We start from the raw sequence: 17,505 nt of genomic DNA, 5'->3' as shown, positions 1-17,505 counted from the left end.
ATCTGCATTTAAGCACTAAAACCCGGATATTTTGCCATCTGAACCCGCTTAAAGCTGTACACATATTTAATTTTCGGTGTCAGCTGCTTCATAATAATATCAATTACCGCTTCTGCTGCTTTTGAATAACGCGCCCAGCTTGAGCCTGTCACCGTAATGTAAAACAGCAAAGGAATAAAGCTTTATTGACAACATACCTGTAAAAACAATTGTAATTGCAAGTATCCCCAAGGATGCCGCTATCTCCCACGCCGGAACTGCCGTCGATATTAACCGTGACGGAACCGAAAAGGGAGAGGTAAAGGGTATAAGCGATGCGGCCCTTGCCGCCGTACTGTCAGGTACCGCAAAGGTGCCGTATGCAAAGTAAAAGGATATTATTGAAACAAACGACATAGGCATCATGGCAGAGCTGACATCCTCCGCCTTGCTCACAGTTGCTCCCACCACCGCAAACAGCAGGGCATAGAGGCTATAACCAAGTATGAAATATATCAATATCATTGCTAAAGCAAACGGTGTAAATGCCGACAAGTCAAGCGACATTCCTCCCAAAGTAAAATCAGCAGGAAAAGCAAGCATATAGGTGACTATCCCCACAAGCATGACCAGAAGAAGCTGAACCAGCTCCAAGGCACCCATTCCTGCGGTTTTGCCAAGTATTATTCTGGAAGGCTTAACCGAGGTTACAAGAAGCTCCATTACTCTGGAGGTTTTTTCCGATGCCACTGACATCGCGACACCATATCCGCAAAAGTAAACCGCAAAGAATAAAAGCATGACTATGAAAATACTTGCAAAATATCCTCCCCACTTATTTTTTCCCAATTCATTGACATTGACCTGCAAATCTCCCATTACCTTTGATATTGTAGCTTGAGGCACATCGGACTGCTTCAAAAGCTCAGCTGAATATACCTGTTTAAAGACCTTGGCAATTTCGCTCTGACCGGGACCGTCATCATACTGCTTGGTATAATACTCAAATTCCGGGATATCCTTTTCCAGCTTTGCAACTATCAGAAAGCTTTTGCCGTTTTCTTTAATATCAGCCTTCAGGCTTTCAATTTTATCCTTTGCTTCAAGCTTTATCTGATAGCCCGGAAACTGCTTCTGAATATCCTGCAAGCCCTTCTCAAAATATCCGCTGTTGTCTACCAAATACACAATCCTCTTTTCGCCGGTATCTGCGGGGCCGTTATCATTGCCTGCCTGCGACTGAACCTTTGTAACGATGGCGGGCACAAGCATTACACCTGTTATGAGTACTAAAATAGCTATCGTTGATATTATAAAGGTTTTTTTCTTTAAATTTTCCTTGAACGTATATTTAAATACCTCTAAAAATTCTCTCATTTACCCTCACCTGCCTTCTCAATAAATATCTCATGCAACGACGGCTCACGGATTTCAAACTTATCCAGCAGTAATCTTTTACCGAGTATCTTTTCAAGCAGCCTATAAGCCTGTTCCTCATTTTTAATTTTAAACTCATAGCCCGCCGCATTTTTGCTGAAGCTTGTAATACCTTCCTGTTCTGCCAGTTCAGTAATATTCCCTTCACAATTCACCACAAGATTGTTTCTTCCGTAGCTGTGCTTAATAGCCTTAAGGCTGCCGCTGAGAACTGTATTCCCATTCTTTATTATCAATATATCCCTGCAGAATTCTTCAACCGTAGACATCTGATGACTTGACATGATTATATACTTTTGCTTTTCAATCAGCTCATATATAACTCCCTTGAAAAGCTCTGTGTTAACAGGATCCAGTCCGCTGAAAGGCTCATCCATAAATATAAGCTCAGGATCATGGATAATTGATGCTATAAATTGAATCTTTTGCTGATTGCCCTTTGAAAGCTTTTCAGCGGTCATGTTTGTATACTGCTCCGCTTCAAGTCTTTTCAGCCAATAAGCTATGTCTTTTTTTGCCTTCTCATGGCTTATCCCTCTCAGTCTTGCAAAATACATCAGCTGCTCCATTACCCTTACCTTGGGGTAAAGCCCTCTTTCCTCGGGAAGATATCCAAAGTTTGTAACCTGCTCCGCCGTAGGAACATCGTGCCATTTTATATAGCCGTTGTCTTTTTTAACAATATTCAGAATCATTCTGATTGTTGTGGTTTTTCCTGCTCCGTTTGTTCCCAGCAGCCCAAAAACTCCCGGTTCCTTCATCCGAAAGCTTATATTATTAACGACAAGCTTTTCACCAAAGGCTTTTGATACATTTTCAACTATTAAACCCACTGTGTGTTCACCTCTCTGCTTTTTGTATTTAACCTTTTACTGCTTCATCCTTAATTCAGCACTTCTTTTTGAATTTGCTTATCTGCATCACCAGATTGGTAATTGCAAAGGTGAAAAAAGCAAGGACAATGACACCAAAAATACACGTTTCTGCTATTGCAGCATCACTTGGAAATTTCACCGCATTCCGCACTAAGTTTCCGATACAGATAAATTCTACAGCAAGACCTGCCAATATTAAAATTAACAATCTCATATTTCTGGCTATCAGAGCTTCAAAATCAGTGTATAAATCAGGCCTGTCCTCCTCATATTCCTTTCTGAGCATATACCAGCCCATTCCCATCTGATAAAGCCTCCAGCCGTCATCATTTATTATTGCCATGTATTCGGGTGTCAGCTTTCTCTGATAGTCAACACAGTATCTTGCCCTGACGGGTTTGCATTTCTCGAAGCCAAAGACAACTCCCTTGCATCTTGTTTCAGCCAGTCTCAAACCACCGGCTTCCATTTTTTCAAGCCAGTTTTCTATTTCTTCGAAATTCCATGTCCACCACCATTTAAATACTCTAATCATTACTCATCCCTCCAAAATACTATGACCGTTATTATAAAGCTCATCTATTCTCTTCATCTCCTGCTCAAGAAGCCAGGCTCCCTCTCCTGTGAGCTTGTACAGCTTCCTTCTGTCCTCCTCACCTGCCGTTACAATCAAAGCATCCTTTTCAAACTTCGTTAGCGTTCCGTATATTGTTCCTGCCCCAAGGGTAATTCTGTTATGTGTTATTTCCTTAACATACAGAATTATTCCATACCCATGTCTGGGCTCCTTCTTCAATGAAAGCAAAATATAAAAAGCAGATTCGCTCATTGGCAAATATGATCTTTTAAGCTCTTCCTTCATGCTAACCTCCACACCTCATTTCCGGCACAAGAAATAGTGTAGCTGCCGCAGCTCACTCATCTTTATTCTGCTGCCTCCAATTTATTTTATAAGCACTATATCGCAATCAGATATATCACTCTTAGATATACTATATCACACTACGATATACCGCTTCAAGATATATTTTGTATTTTCACACCAATTTAATCCCTATTCTCACAGGTGTCCAAGCCGGTTCTTTTCCCTGCCTTCCTGCGGACAGCCAGCAAATATATAACAAAGGCCGCAAATAACAAGACCGCCGCACACCCAATATATACCTTGACAGCAAAGCTGTTTGGCTTTGCAAGAATTGCAGATGTTTTTTTATTGTCATCAACAATCTTCCTGTCATGAGTCTTATTATAATATTCAGGAATTCCGGGCGTACCATCAACCTTATAAAAGGATTTCAGATATTGTGCCAAAGACAGCCATTCTTTAACCTCATTGCCGTACCCGTCCGCAATATTATGTATTATCTGGCCTTCAAAATCGGTAATCGGAGTACCCTCCTTTGTTTTAGGCACTATTGAAAGCAGTCCGAAGGATTTTTCCGCGACAACCGAAAGCATCTGTGCATTATACAATCCAGTTACCACCCTGTATAGCTTGGAATTCTCTGCTTTTTCCAAGGCACCGTCAGGTCCTTGCAGGTACATCCCGGTTACTCTGTTTAGTATCAGCCTGTTTGGATTAAAAGTAAAGCTAAGTCCAGACATATATAATTGAGCACTGCTCATAATTGTTGATATTGATGCGTCAACCTCGCATAAATCCCGCAGCTCCCTTCCTGTAAGGTACAGCGATATAAGCGGGTACCCCGGCGCTCCGTCCGCGCCTATTCCCAATGAACTGGCAGCAAATGCATCCGCTACCGTTATGTCACCCTTTACAAATGAGCCTCGCATTACACCTGCCGTCACAATAGCAACAGTTACAGGCTCGTAATTATCTCCCTCGGCTTGCCTGACCGAATGAATGTACCCGTCGGCAAGCAAATTCCCCAATGGCTCTTCCTTGTGCTCTCTTCCGATTTCACTTGCAGGAATAAAGCTAAAAGAAGCTTTTGCCAATACCTCATCAAATTTCATTCCGTACTTATTCAAATATTTTTGCTGGACTATACTTTTAAAAATCTCTGCCGTTTTGGCTATTTCACTGTTTTCTTCAATACTTCCGTCTATAGGCTTCAATTGATAAGCCTGCAATTTCCACCGTCCGTCCGGCTCCTGTATAATATCCATAATGCCCAAATAATTACCGTACTCACCGCATGAGCCAATAATAGTTCTCCCTGAAATTATCGGCTTATTGAGGGTGGTATGTGTATGTCCGCTGATAATCACATCAATTTCCGGGACCCTTCTGGCCAGCTGTTCATCCTCCGAATCGGAAAGCTCCTTTGAAGTCCCGGAATGGGACAGGCATACAATCAAATCCACCTTCTCTTTATTTTTCAGCTTCTCTGCGGTATCTTTAGCACTCTTGAAAATATCGTTGAAAACCACCTCGGTTACAGGTGCGCAATCGGCAGCATCCTTGCCTGTCAGTCCGAATACTCCTATCTTTATGCCTCCTCTTTCCAGAATAGCATATTCCTTAACACCGTAGTCTGACATAGCCTGCTTCAAGTCCTTGAGGGAATCTGTCATTTTATTGCTTTCAGGAAATCCAATGTTTGAGGTCACAATCCGAGGCAGTATATTACCGCTGTTTTTAGCGGCATTCAAATGCTTGGAAAGCCCGCTGTCCTTAAAATCAAATTCATGATTTCCAAATGTCGTTGCGTCATATCCCATTTGCCCCAAAACTCTCAGCTCAGGTGCATAATCGGTAAATATGGCTTGGAACAGGGTTCCCATGGAATAATCCCCTCCATCAACCAAAATACAATTTTCTTTTTCTTCTCTCTGCATGTCAATAACCGTTTTTATTCGTGCGTAACCGCCGGTTTGAGCCGTTTTTCCATTTATTTCCGTTTTGCCGGAAAGAAAGTGGTCATGCAAGTCATGAGTAAAAAGAATTGTCAGCTTCCTTTCTTCCGTACTTGCTGATGCCTGAAAAGCGTGTGCAATAAGAAAGCTGATTATTAATAAATAAACAGCTGTTTTTTTTAGCAGTTTCATAAAAAAACTCCTCGTCAAATCTAAAACAATTCTATGTTAAAATTATTCAATCAAAGCTTTTAATATTCACCTTTTAACCGGTATCAAGATCACCATAAACTTTTCCGTCATTTTTCTAATCAAAATTATGAATTAAGCCGATAAACAATTATATAAAATCAGAAAAAGAAAAGGGGCCCTGTCATGGAAGTATATGAATTAATGGATTATTTGCAGCAGACTCAAGATTATATTGAATTTTCCTTCTACAAGAATTCTTCAGAAATAATGGAAGCAATCATGAAAAACGGAATAGAAAAGGTGTTGAACATAGTTTCAATTGTCGAAAATCAAAAGGGCATTTTTGAATGCTCAAGCACTTGGGAGGTAGATGAAAGTACTTGTTTCAGCAAGGATATAACCATCAATATCTCCGGCGAAATGATTTTTATCACCGAAGTCTTGGGAACCGCAAATAATTCATCAAGCACTGCAAATACCAAAAGTCATATAGAAAATATTTTTAACTCCTCAAATACGGATGTTGATATACAAAAGGAGTACGGAGAAATATTAAGCCTGCTGAAAAGCAAGCCTTTGAACAGTATAGAAAAAGGCCTCCTTACAAAAGTTGTTGCGGCATTTTTCAGATAAGGATAAGCTTGGCAGCTCAAGCAAAAGCTGAGACTGCAGATCATAAAGGGTTCTGCACATAACTTCCTGCAGTCTCAGATAAGTATTAGCCTTCATCCCTATGTATATCCTTACCCTTTCGGGCAGCATTCTCCTTGCAGTACTTCCCCGGTGGAAATCCCAGCATTTTGGAAAAGGTTCTTGCAAAGTTTGAATAGTCATTGAAGCCGCATCGGCTTGCTGCTTCGGCAGGCGATAATCCCTCTTTTATATAAGCGGCACATTTCTGTATTCTCTTATTACTGATATAGCTGTGTAGGGAGCATCCTGTGCTGGCTTTGAATTTGTGCATCAGATAATATTTGTTTATGAAAAACCTTTTAGATAATGCATCAATGCTCAAATCACATCCCAAATTGGAATTTATATAGCTGATAACCCTTTGAATAAACTCATCAAACATCACCTCAATATTTTCAGCCTGCTCATCGGGCCTCGTATACAATCTGTTAACATATACTATAAATTCCACAAACAGTGCATTGCATAGAATACCTGCTCCAAACTGTATATTATCTGTTTCAAGCTCAACTTTTGCCAGTATTGTCCTGATGGCATTTATTGAGCTTTCTCCAAGCCTGAGCAGGTGCCTGTTTTCCCGGGCAAGCCTGAAGCAGGCTAAAAGGTCGTTATCTTCATTCCCGTGCCTTTTTAAAAAAGCATCATTAATCCAGATTACTATTCTTTCATACTCCTCCTCCGGCCCGATTACAGGCCTGTGCACCTGATCTCGCGGAACCAGCAGTATATCCCAGGGCATAAGCTTATATGACCTTCCTTCAATATTATAAATAACCTCTCCATAGATAAATACTATTATCTTGTTAAAATCATGATAATGATGCTCAAATTGTATATCATTTTTGTCTCTTAGGTGAAAAAGCTTAAAATCATTATTCAACAGGCCTCTCTTGACTCCTTGCTGCATATTTAGGCACCGCCTCCGGATAAGCTATAATTAATGTCCTTATACTCCTATTATATGTAACCCGGTAAAATATTGACTTAAAAACAGCTTTTGCATGCAATCAAGCATATTATGCGGAGAACTTGGCCAACCGGCATAATATACTGTATTGTAAGGCTAAATAATATACGGGCGGCGATGTCTATGAAAATAATCACCAAAGCAAATGCTCATTATTTCCTGTTGCTAAACGCCTTATTCTGGGGTTCCTCGTACATATGGTCAAAAATGCTTTTAAATCTGCTTCCACCGTTCTTCATAATGTTTATATGCTCAATTCTAGGATTAACGGCCACAGTCCTTATATTTAAAAAACAGCTTAAAGGCTTTACAGCGAAAGGCATTGTGTTATGTATACTTATAAGCCTTGTTTCCGTTGCCAGCAATACCTCCTGTATGCTCGCCCTTACAAGGACCTCAAGTGCAAATACTGCATTTATAGTGCAGCTTTCTATTGTTTTTACACCTGTAATAATGGCAATAATGGATAAAAAAGCACCCAAACCCAAGGCAATAATTTGCGCCTTATTGGCTATAGCCGGAGTTTATATGATTACGTTCTCAGGAAACGGCATCCGCATTAATACCGGAGATATCCTTGCCCTGTGCAATGCCGTGTGCTTTTCACTTTACATAGCCTTGCAGAACAAGTTTTCCCGGGAAGTAAATCCGGTACAGTTTACATTTTTTCAGCATGCTGTGAATCTTGCTGCCTTTTTGCTGCTGGCACTCATTTTTGAATCAGGTGCAATATCCGTCAGTAAGGCTTTAAAGCCCATATTTCCTGTACTTATTCTCCTTAATTCGTTTGTAATAGTATTTACGTCATTATCCCAGAGCTCAGCAATAAAATATGTACGTCCGGAGAGCGCAACAATTTTGTACTCTTTTGAGCCTGTGACAACGGCACTGCTTGGCACCCTCCTTTTAAAGGAGAGCCTTGCGGGCATCCCGGCAGCCGCCGGCTGTGTTATCATACTGTCGGCTGTTATCATCTCGGCATTGAAGGCACCCCGTAAATTTAAAAAAGGAATGCTCCGAAAATATATCTATGAACTGCTTTTACAAATTAACACAAAAATTTAGGCATCTTTAATTTAAAAACACGCATATTTTCAACATGCCGGTTTATATTGCACGTTGAAAAATGCGTGTCCCTGTTAATAAAGCTTACTTTTTGTTTCTTTCACATTTTCCTTTAAATTTAGGGAAATCACTTCCATCCCAGTTTTCCAACTGTTTATTGAACTCCTGGATTATTTTGTCTCCCTCTTCCTTTGTTATCTTGCCGTTTTGCACGTCATGTTCAACATGAGCCTTAATCTTTTCATTAAGACGGTCTTTTTTCTCCTGCAACGGAAGGCTGTTGAATTCTTTTATTTTCGCAATACGCTCATCAATTTTTTTAGTCAGTTCATCAGCCTTTTCCTTTGTTATCTTTCCTTCCTCGCACTCCTTCTTTATACTCTCTTTTCTTTCCTCAAGTCTCTTTATCGGATCCTTCTCATGCTTGTCAGCATCCTTAAATAATCCTGCAACATGACTCTTGTTGCCTTTTAATTGTCCGTCAGCCTGCTTCGGGCGGTTCATTGACACCCTTGCGCCTTGTTCGGTTGTACCTGCCTGCCCGCTATCAGCATTGGACTGTGCTGCAAATGTACCTGAAGACAGCATTGAGGTTATAAAAACTATAGCAAGAAGAATTTGAAGCTTTTTCATGATTTTCACCTCCTGACGTGAGCCTGAAATATATAAAATTATATTCCCAAGACCGCATAAGCAGGCTATTTCAAATACCCCGTTTTTGACTGCCCTAGCCAATATAACTTGTAACTCACGCTAGCTATAGCTTGCTCATCTATTGTGTAAATATTGTGTTCAAATTGTGAATTCTTTTGACAATTTCTTCCTTTGCCCGCATTTTTAAGATAAATCTGTATCAAACCAGAAGCACACACCATCGGGCATATTGGCAGTACCATATTTGTTGTTGTGGGCTTTTTGAATTGCCTTGACAATAGACAGCCCCAATCCTGTTCCTCCGTATGCTCTGGTTCTGGCTTTATCCACCTTGTAAAAGCTCATCCATATTTTCTCCAATGCATCCTCAGGTATATTTTCTCCCGAGTTATAAACCTCAACCCTTGCCTTATTATCAATAATTTTTACTTCTATACTGAGCTTTTTGTTATCATCCAAATGATTTACCGCATTGCTCAGGTAATTCATAAGTACCTGCTCTGTTAAATAATAATCTGCATTTATCTGTATGTTTTCATTTCCGTTAGAATTAAATATGACCTCCGTCCCCTTTTCAGCAGCCATAATAGAGCTCTTTTTCAGAACATTGCCCACCAATTCGCATATGCAGAATTTTTCCCTGTCCAAGGATATGCTGTTAAATTCCAGCTCAGACAGCTCCAGAAGCTTCCTTACCATACTGTTCATCTTATTAGCTTCATCAATTATAACCTCGCAGTAATAGTTTTTATTTTCTTCATCATCATTGACATTAAGCTTTAAGCCCTCTGCATAACCTTGAACCAAGGCTATCGGAGTTTTTAATTCATGAGAGACATTGCTTATAAATTCCTTTCTCATCTCATCTATCTGTCTTTCCTTTTCTATGTCCTCTATAAGCTTGTTATTTGCCTCTCTAAGCTCTCCTATGGATTGCTCCAGCTGTTTTGTAAGAGAATTTATACTTTCCCCCAGATCGCCTATCTCATCATTGCTTCCCCCGTCATATTTTTCGCTGAAATCTAAAACAGCCATCTTTTTTGCGATACCATTAAGCTTTATAATAGGTTTAGTTACCCTTGATGTCACAAGCAAGATAATTATTCCGCCTAATACAATTGTCAGCACACCCGTTATCGCCGAAAATTTTGTGGCAATTTCAGCACTTTCCCGTATAGCTTCGACAGGCGTCCCCATATACAGATACAGGTCCTCTCCGACAATCCCGTAAAGGGATATAAAATTTGAGTCCATCCTCTTACTGTATCTCATCTCAATAACCGGCTTGTCCGGATGAATTTCGTTGCGCTTTTCGTATAGCACTCTGCTTTCAAAGATTTGCTCCCTTGGAATAGGCAGAGGCTTTTTTAATTTGATATCTACGCTTTTCTGCATGGATTGGTAAACAATATTAAAATTCTTATCAAGAATAAGAATAATAATTCCTCTAAGGCTTTCTATTTTTTCGATATCAAGCATAATGTTGTCTGCATCGTTTTCATATGCCTCTTGTATTGTTTCGTAGCTCTTGAGCAGGGTATCCTTTTTTTCATTATAATAATACTTTTCAAGTATAGTACTGTTCAGCACTAAGGTTAAAATCACAGAGAAAATTATCAAGGCAAAAAATGTGCTGAACAGTTTCGTTTTCAGTGATATTTTCATTTAGGCACCTCAAATTTATATCCCAAGCCCCTGACTGTCTGTATATAATCTCCCTTTTCACCTAACTTTAGCCTTAGCTTTTTTATGTGGGTATCAACTGTCCTTGCATCTCCAAAGTATTCATAGTCCCAAACGGAATTTAATATTTTATCTCTTGAAAGCGCTATTCCCACATTGCTGCAAAGGTACACGAGCAGTTCAAATTCCTTTGGGGTAAGCTCAATTTCTGTGCCGTCAGAACAGACGGTGTGTGCCGTTTCGTCAATCTCAAGTCCTGCCAGCTCCTTTTTTTCGTTTAATGCTACATTGTATCTTTTAAGTACAGCCTGTACTCTTGCAATTAATATCATCGGACTAAAGGGCTTTGTAATATATTCATCTGCTCCAAGTCCAAATCCTAGCAGCTCATCTGACTCCGTACTCTTTGCGGTAAGCATTATCACAGGAACCTTGGAGTATTTTCTGATTGCCCGCAATACCTCCAGCCCATCCATTACAGGCATCATAACATCTAAAATCATCAAGGATACCGATTGCTCCATAGCTGAAAAATAATCAAGTGCCTGTCTCCCATCCTCAGCCTCAACAACCGCATATCCCTGTCTCTTTAAAAAATCACACACAAGTCTTCTCATTCTTTCTTCATCATCTGCAACTAATACCTTAATTACATTCATAAAGTCAATCCCATCCTTTTTCTGACTTTTAACAAAACACACCCAAGAAAATTTGCATTTCTGAGCACCCCTTCTGAACCGGAAAGAAAAATCTCCTTTTTAATCCCCGAGTACGGGAATTTATTTATATGGAATTTTTATTATTCTGATATATATAATTAGGACTTGCTTAACTGCTTAATTATTAATTATAGCCTGATTTTGTGTACATTCAGTGAACTTTTGAAAATTAATTATAAAAAAGCTGTCTTTCGGCAGGAATATATCCTCTGAATAAGACAGCTTTCACGTTGCAAAAATCAATTACTATCGGTTATGACAGCAATTGACCTCAGGCTTTTACCTTTGTTCTTCTGCTCTTAATTACAGTTACAACTGCCGGCATAAGAGAAATTATTATTATAGCTATAGCCACAATAAAGAAATTTTGCTGAACCCACGGAATAGCACCAAAGAAAAAACCGCCGAAAGAAAAGAGGGCAACCCAGCCAATTCCGCCGAAAATATTATAGCTGATAAATTTTGAATAGCTCATGGAGCCCATTCCTGCTACAAATGGAGCAAAGGTTCTGACTATAGGAACAAATCTGGCAATTATTATAGTTTTACCGCCGTACTTCTCATAAAACTCATGGGTTCTGTCAAGATATTGCTTTTTAAATATTTTTGAATTCTCATTTTTAAACAGCTTGGCTCCAAAAAACCTTCCTATTTCATAATTGCAGGTGTCGCCAAGTATTGCGGCAAGCATCAGCACTGCAATTATCACCGGAAAATTTATGTCTCCTGTTTTTGCCAGCGCTCCCAGCAAAAATATCAATGAATCACCCGGTAAAAATGGAGTCACAACCAATCCTGTCTCACAAAATATAACTAAAAATAGAATAAGGTATGTCCAAATCCCAAAATCATTAATGATCTGAGGCAAATGCTCATCCATGTGTAATACCAGATCAATAAAATTCATTGCAAATTGCATTATCGCATCCATTCTCATACTCCTTTGTTATTATAAGCTGCCAAGACAATAACCATCACCTGAAAGGCTAAAGCTTGATGAATAATTGATTTTGGTCATAAATTATAAGCCTTATTTAAATAATATAATTATCCACTATTACAATTTAACCTAAAACAGCCGATATGTACACCCTTAATAAATAAATTAATGATTTATTTACAAACACTTTACATCAATAATTAATATATGCGTTAACACGGAAATTCTGTATTTATACCATATAAAAATTCCCCGGGCTTGATAATACACGCTTTGCGCCGGGGAAAATCCTATAAAAATTTTGAATTTATTATTACCGGGAAATATTAAATCAAATCCGATTTTTTAAGCAGATTTCTCACAATTACTGCTGTTTCTGCTCTCGTAATATATCCCTCGGGAACAATAGTGTGCCCGTTTCTTCCTGATACTATACCTGCCTTCACACATGCAGCCATACATTCCTTTGCCCAGTGGGAAGCTTGCTTGGCATCTCCGAATGCCATTAAAATATTTTCAACCTCACCAATTTTAAATTCAACCTTCAAACCTGTTATTTTCATTGCTTTTGCAATTACGGTCATAGCTTGCTCACGGGTTATTTTATCATTCGGACCGAATTTTCCATTGCCGTAGCCCGAGATAAGTCCATATTCACTGGCTATGGCCACAGAATCATAATACCATGCAGCCTTATCCACATCACCGAAGGATGATTTGAAGGTTCCTATTCTCATTAATCCCAGACCCTTTACCACTATCTCTGCAAATTCCGCCCTGGTAATATCTCTGTTTGGTTCAAATATCTCATTGCCAACTCCGTTTATCACAAGTCTTGAGCCCATGTCATTAACAGCGGCTTTGGACCAATGGCTTTCTACGTCAGCAAAGGTTCTTGGACTCCATATAACAGAGTAAATACTGTTTGTCAGGCTGTTTATTTCTGCGTAGCATTTTCCGTCTATTTCTTCTATTATGGTGGGTACATGTGAAAAAGTCCCATCGCCGTTTAAAACAACACCTGTTGTTATTTTATTCAAATCATCGATATCCGGTATTGCAATTGTTCTTTTTACATAGCTGTTAAATCTGGATACATCCACCTTAGTCTCCCCATACTCACATATGATATCAAATTCAACAGGATTTGTTACCACCCTGTAATTTGCCATGCTGACAGATTTCTGTAATAAATTCTGTATATCTGCCGGCGAATCACTGATTTTGATATTTACCATAATATCCTTTAATTCGATATGGCTTCCTATTTTTTCGCAGACCTTGTCAATATTGATTTGTTTAGCCGGCAGGGTATAGGTAATCTGTCCTGTGCTTATTTCAATAATTGCTCCTTTTGCTTCCATACCCTTAACAGCTTGTCCGTTCAATTCCGCTATTTTTATTTCGGAGGTATTTTTGATAGGAATAACAATTGACGGATTCAAGCCGCTTTTTTCAATTTTTTGGGATATCTTATTATTATCTATTATTATTCTTGTCACAAGCTTGCCGTCTATTTCTCCAGTCTCATCTGTCGCAAAAAATTCAGTTTCTCCGTTTATGATTACCGGAGCATTATCCTTGCCCGCAACAGTTCCGATAATTGCCGGGCTGCCGCCGTTATCGTTATACTGCCATTTTGCATATAAAATCATGTCCTCGGCAACTGTATCCGTATTAAAATCCCACAGTCTTTTAAGTGCAGAATCAATATACCAGCCTGCAAAAGAATACCCTGCCTTGGTGGGTTTTTCCGGCGCCGTAACAGCACTTCCCTTTAAGACTTCTTTTTTAGCTGCCACCTTGCTTCCTCCATTTGAGTCAAACAGCACTACACAAAATAACTCCGGTAAAGCTTTTTCAGTCCACTTTGCATGCAGAACTATGTCCGATGAGACAAAATCCGCAGCGAAATCCCATATATCCTTAAATGCAGCATCCTTATACCAGCCCGCAAAATCAGAACCTGCTTTTGACGGTTCTTGAGGTGCCGTAACCGCACTGCCGGAGGTAACTGTAATATCGGAGACATAGCTTCCTCCGTTAACATTGAAGGTTACCGTATACTTATTTGACGGCGGTGTATTCTTTTCTTCCCATTTTGCATACAGCAAGGTATTTTCTGTAACGGTATCAGAAGCAAAATTCCATATGCTCTTATATTCGGAATCCTTATACCAGCCTTTAAAATTATAAGCTGCTTTTACAGGCTCCGCCGGCGCCGCTATAGTACTGCCATAAGAGATATTGGTAATAACTTTGACCTCACTGCCTCCGTTAACATTGAATGTGACTGTATAAAATAACGGCGGTGTGCTGTTAATTGCCCACTTGGCATATAATATCGTATCTTCCGTAACCGTATCAGAAGCAAAATCCCATATACTGCTATATCCGGAATCCTTGTACCAGCCTTTAAATTCATATCCCGGCTTTACAGTCCCTTGTGCCGGCGCCGAAATAAGGCTTCCCGGAATAATACTATTTATTTTTGGAACCTTGCTTCCGCCGTTCGCATCAAACATTACTACGTACGTCTGTTCCGGCATAACAGCCTCCCATTTTGCATAAAGGGTAATGTTTTCCGTAACCACATCCGTGTCAAAGTCCCAGACAGCTTTAAAGTCCATGTCCTTATACCAGCCTTTAAATTTACACCCGGGTTTTTCCGGCTCTATTAACGTTGTAATTGCACTGCCTGACGTAATATCTGTTATTCTAGCCAGAATGCTTCCGCCGCCCACATCAAATTCAACCGTATAGGTGGAGTTTACTTGCCATCCGGCATATAAAGTGATATTTTCTGTAACAATATCAGCAGAAAAATTCCAGGTATTTAAAAGCTCCGGCTCCTTATACCAGCCCTTAAAGCTAAATAATTCCTTTGACGGAGATACCGGCTTCGAAATTGTACTGCCATAAGCGGCATCCGTAATATCAGGAACACTGCTGCCCCCGTCAGCGTCAAAGCTTACAATGTAAGTCTTTGCCGTCCACCCTGCATAAAGTACGGTATATCCCGTAACTCTGCCTGAAGAAAAGTCCCAGGCATTTATACACTCAGGCTCCTTATACCAGCCTGCAAAATTGAACCCTGTTTTTTGAGGATTGCCTGCAGGTGCTGTTATTATACCGTTGTAATCTACTGTCTGCTCTTCAACAGCACTGCCTCCCACCGAATCAAATACGACTCTCTGAGAAAAGTTTGCCTTTAAATCATAAGGAGCTCCCACATTCAGGTTATATGACAACTCCTCCGATACCTTGCTCCCGGCTTGCATCCAGCCGGCAAAGGAGCTTCCTGTATGAGGCTTCGCTGTTGCACAAAACTGGAAGGTTGAATTTCTCAGCAGCTCCACATATCCTTTACCATTAGAGCGTATATCAATACTTTTACCGGACACATTCACGGAAATCTGACTCAGATAGTTGTCGGCACAGTTCAGATAAGTCAAATCGGGACTCTTGCTTAAATCCACGGAAACCAATTGGTTTGAATAGCACCAGACATTTTTCAGCTTTGTATTTAAAGAGGTATTCATCGAAGTAAGCCTGTTTGAATAGCAGTATAGGTCCGTCAGCAAATCATTGCTGCTCAAATCCAGACCGGTTAGTTCATTAAACTGACAGTAAAGAGTTGTTAATACCTTGTTGTTGCTTACATCCAGCTCACTTAGCTGATTTGTATTGCAGGTCAAATTAGTCAGCAATTCGTTATTGCTCACATCAAGCTCTGTAAGCTTATTTGATTGACAGGCAAGCTGTGACAAAGCGGTGTTATGGTCAAGCTTCAGTTCTCTAAGCAGGTTTGAATAGCATCTCAAATATGTCAGGCTTTTGTTTGCACTAACGTCCAATTCCGTTAATTGATTCGAGTTGCAGTATAGTTCTAGCAATCCGGTATTATTATGTACGTCCAGACTTTTCAGCTGATTTTCCTGACAGTACAAATAGGCCAGCTCAGTATTTGTTCTTAAATCAAGTGAACTTAATTGATTTGAATAGCAAGCCAGATAATTAAGTAAAGTATTGTTGCTTACATTCAGCTCCTTAAGCTTATTTGTGTCACACATCAGCTTTGTCAGCTTAGAATTGCTTTCAATATTTATATCAGTGAGCAGATTCGAATAACATTTTAAGGTTGCCAGCTCAGGATTATTGCTTAAATCCAATGTCGTCAGTTTGTTAGTATCGCACTGCAGGGAGGTCAAGGCTGTATTCTTGCTTACATCAAGCTCTGTAAGCCTGTCCAAATCGCACCTTAGTGAGGTTAAGGCCGTATTCTTGCTTACATCAAGCTTTCCCAGCGGATTATTATTGCAGAACAGTGTCGTGAGCTTTAAATTCTTGCTTACATCCAAAGCTTCTATTTCATTTGAATAGCAATGCAAGGCAAGCAGATTGACAAGCTTATCTACCTTCAGCTCAGTCAGCTTATTTGAATAGCAGGCCAGATATGTCAGTGCCGTATTCTTGCTTACATCAAGTGCGATAATCTTATTGGACTCACATGCCAGCTTGCTCAGCGCAGTGTTTGCTGTTACGTCAAGTCCGGCCAGCTGATTGGAATAGCAGTACAGCTCAGACAATAACGTACATGCACTGACATTCAGACTTGTCAGTTTATTTGTATAGCAGTACAGATAAAGCAATTTCGAATTGGTGCCTACATTCAGTGTCTCCAAGTTATTCGTATGACAGTATAAGGTGTCCAGATTGGTATTTGTGCTTACATCCAAGCACGTCAGCTTATTGGTATTACAGCGTATATTGGTAAGCTTTGAGGCACCGCTTACGTTTATGGCTGTCAATGCATTTGAATCGCATACTAAAGATGTCAATGAAACGGCTCCGCTGACATCCAGCTCTCCCGCCAAAGATTTTTTACTCCATGCTATTGATTTAACCCGTTTTACCGCATCCTCGCTCCAGACAATCCCCGACCACGTAGCAGGATTGTTTTCATCATATGCCGAATTTACCATCTTTCCATTAGTCTTTCCTGCTACGGAAGAACTAAGGTTCAAGAAGGTTTTCAGCTTAGCATAATCATTTTCATTGTATGTAATTCCGTTAAGTGTGACATCTTCTGCAAATACGGTATATATATTTACGCTGAAAAAAGATATAATTATGAACGCAAAAAATAAAATACCGGTTGAAATTCTGCTGTGCATTTGAATCCCCCATGTTTTACATAATTATGTCCCTACCCCTTTATCCGGATACAAAACTTCAGAAAATCAGCCGGAATAGACACATTTCACTGTTAATTTTAGCTCTTTGAACATCAGAATATTAAATATTTTCTATATTATAGTATTTATAGTTATACAATTATATATTACTTCTTTTTTCTTCAAAATACAACTTTTTATAATATATACAATTTTACATAAATGCACAATCAATTAGTATTTTTAGAAAACAAATAACAGCTAAAATGGCTAAAAAACTGACATTGCCGTTCATATACAACCT

At 39.5% G+C, this 17,505-nt stretch carries 13 protein-coding genes; 2 read left to right on the top strand and 11 right to left on the bottom strand.

Annotation, left to right across the window (positions count from 1 at the left end; genetic code table 11):
- Positions 1-99: 99 nt before the first annotated feature.
- The 5 genes from LY28_RS09145 to LY28_RS09125 all read right to left on the bottom strand — a co-directional run bounded on the left by LY28_RS09145 (position 100) and on the right by LY28_RS09125 (position 5,303).
- Complete coding sequence (locus LY28_RS09145) at positions 100-1,356, bottom strand: ABC transporter permease (protein WP_110461877.1); 1,257 nt, start codon at positions 1,354-1,356, stop codon at positions 100-102.
- On the bottom strand, positions 1,353-2,249 hold the full coding sequence (locus LY28_RS09140; RefSeq protein ID WP_110461876.1) for an ABC transporter ATP-binding protein: 897 nt from the start codon (positions 2,247-2,249) through the stop codon (positions 1,353-1,355). Before LY28_RS09140 ends, LY28_RS09145 begins: the two co-directional genes overlap by 4 nt.
- Positions 2,250-2,304: 55 nt before the next feature.
- Positions 2,305-2,826: a DUF2812 domain-containing protein gene (locus LY28_RS09135; protein WP_110461875.1), complete on the bottom strand. Its 522-nt coding sequence runs from the start codon at positions 2,824-2,826 to the stop codon at positions 2,305-2,307.
- Positions 2,827-2,829: 3 nt separating this feature from the next.
- Positions 2,830-3,153, bottom strand: coding sequence for a PadR family transcriptional regulator (locus LY28_RS09130; RefSeq protein WP_110461874.1), 324 nt, complete (start codon positions 3,151-3,153; stop codon positions 2,830-2,832).
- Between the two features lie 185 nt (positions 3,154-3,338).
- Positions 3,339-5,303, bottom strand: a complete 1,965-nt coding sequence (locus tag LY28_RS09125) for a bifunctional metallophosphatase/5'-nucleotidase (RefSeq protein WP_110461873.1) — start codon at positions 5,301-5,303, stop codon at positions 3,339-3,341.
- Between the two features lie 183 nt (positions 5,304-5,486).
- Here LY28_RS09125 and LY28_RS09120 point away from each other — a divergent pair, with 183 nt between their 5' ends.
- On the top strand, positions 5,487-5,936 hold the full coding sequence (locus tag LY28_RS09120) for a hypothetical protein (RefSeq protein ID WP_110461872.1): 450 nt from the start codon (positions 5,487-5,489) through the stop codon (positions 5,934-5,936).
- 85 nt (positions 5,937-6,021) lie between these two features.
- On the opposite strand, the gene LY28_RS09115 is transcribed toward LY28_RS09120, so the two are convergent.
- The gene (locus LY28_RS09115) at positions 6,022-6,903 is read right to left on the bottom strand and encodes a helix-turn-helix transcriptional regulator (RefSeq protein ID WP_110461871.1); all 882 of its coding nucleotides are present in this window, start codon (positions 6,901-6,903) and stop codon (positions 6,022-6,024) included.
- Between the two features lie 183 nt (positions 6,904-7,086).
- Between LY28_RS09115 and LY28_RS09110 the strand changes: the two genes are divergently transcribed.
- A complete protein-coding gene (locus LY28_RS09110; protein WP_110461870.1) occupies positions 7,087-8,028 on the top strand; it encodes a DMT family transporter in 942 nt (313 codons plus the stop codon).
- 84 nt (positions 8,029-8,112) lie between these two features.
- On the opposite strand, the gene LY28_RS09105 is transcribed toward LY28_RS09110, so the two are convergent.
- From LY28_RS09105 to LY28_RS09085, 5 genes are all read right to left on the bottom strand, one after another.
- A complete protein-coding gene (locus LY28_RS09105) occupies positions 8,113-8,661 on the bottom strand; it encodes a DUF2680 domain-containing protein (RefSeq protein WP_110461869.1) in 549 nt (182 codons plus the stop codon).
- A gap of 204 nt (positions 8,662-8,865) precedes the next feature.
- Positions 8,866-10,347: a sensor histidine kinase gene (locus LY28_RS09100; protein ID WP_110461868.1), complete on the bottom strand. Its 1,482-nt coding sequence runs from the start codon at positions 10,345-10,347 to the stop codon at positions 8,866-8,868.
- Positions 10,344-11,024 carry a response regulator transcription factor gene (locus LY28_RS09095; RefSeq protein WP_110461867.1) on the bottom strand — a complete coding sequence of 227 codons (681 nt, stop codon included), beginning with the start codon at positions 11,022-11,024 and terminating at the stop codon, positions 10,344-10,346. Before LY28_RS09095 ends, LY28_RS09100 begins: the two co-directional genes overlap by 4 nt.
- Before the next feature lie 331 nt (positions 11,025-11,355).
- On the bottom strand, positions 11,356-12,003 hold the full coding sequence (locus LY28_RS09090) for a DedA family protein (protein ID WP_110461922.1): 648 nt from the start codon (positions 12,001-12,003) through the stop codon (positions 11,356-11,358).
- A gap of 347 nt (positions 12,004-12,350) precedes the next feature.
- On the bottom strand, positions 12,351-17,201 hold the full coding sequence (locus LY28_RS09085; protein WP_110461866.1) for an InlB B-repeat-containing protein: 4,851 nt from the start codon (positions 17,199-17,201) through the stop codon (positions 12,351-12,353).
- Between the last annotated feature and the right edge of the window lie 304 nt (positions 17,202-17,505).

Source organism: Ruminiclostridium sufflavum DSM 19573 (assembly GCF_003208175.1).
GTDB classification, from domain to species: Bacteria; Bacillota; Clostridia; order Acetivibrionales; family DSM-1351; genus Ruminiclostridium; species Ruminiclostridium sufflavum.
Note: the sequence above shows the minus strand (reverse complement) of the source record. Positions and strands in the feature narration are given on the sequence as shown.

Excerpts from the sequence above, each read along its gene's own strand:
- LY28_RS09145 (WP_110461877.1), bottom strand. The coding sequence starts at position 1,356 with ATGAGAGAATTTTTAGAGGTATTTAAATATACGTTCAAGGAAAATTTA.
- LY28_RS09135 (WP_110461875.1), bottom strand. The coding sequence starts at position 2,826 with ATGATTAGAGTATTTAAATGGTGGTGGACATGGAATTTCGAAGAAATA.
- LY28_RS09130 (WP_110461874.1), bottom strand. The coding sequence starts at position 3,153 with ATGAAGGAAGAGCTTAAAAGATCATATTTGCCAATGAGCGAATCTGCT.
- LY28_RS09125 (WP_110461873.1), bottom strand. The coding sequence starts at position 5,303 with ATGAAACTGCTAAAAAAAACAGCTGTTTATTTATTAATAATCAGCTTT.
- LY28_RS09120 (WP_110461872.1), top strand. The coding sequence starts at position 5,487 with ATGGAAGTATATGAATTAATGGATTATTTGCAGCAGACTCAAGATTAT.
- LY28_RS09115 (WP_110461871.1), bottom strand. The coding sequence starts at position 6,903 with ATGCAGCAAGGAGTCAAGAGAGGCCTGTTGAATAATGATTTTAAGCTT.
- LY28_RS09110 (WP_110461870.1), top strand. The coding sequence starts at position 7,087 with ATGAAAATAATCACCAAAGCAAATGCTCATTATTTCCTGTTGCTAAAC.
- LY28_RS09105 (WP_110461869.1), bottom strand. The coding sequence starts at position 8,661 with ATGAAAAAGCTTCAAATTCTTCTTGCTATAGTTTTTATAACCTCAATG.
- LY28_RS09100 (WP_110461868.1), bottom strand. The coding sequence starts at position 10,347 with ATGAAAATATCACTGAAAACGAAACTGTTCAGCACATTTTTTGCCTTG.
- LY28_RS09095 (WP_110461867.1), bottom strand. The coding sequence starts at position 11,024 with ATGAATGTAATTAAGGTATTAGTTGCAGATGATGAAGAAAGAATGAGA.
- LY28_RS09090 (WP_110461922.1), bottom strand. The coding sequence starts at position 12,003 with ATGCAATTTGCAATGAATTTTATTGATCTGGTATTACACATGGATGAG.
- LY28_RS09085 (WP_110461866.1), bottom strand. The coding sequence starts at position 17,201 with ATGCACAGCAGAATTTCAACCGGTATTTTATTTTTTGCGTTCATAATT.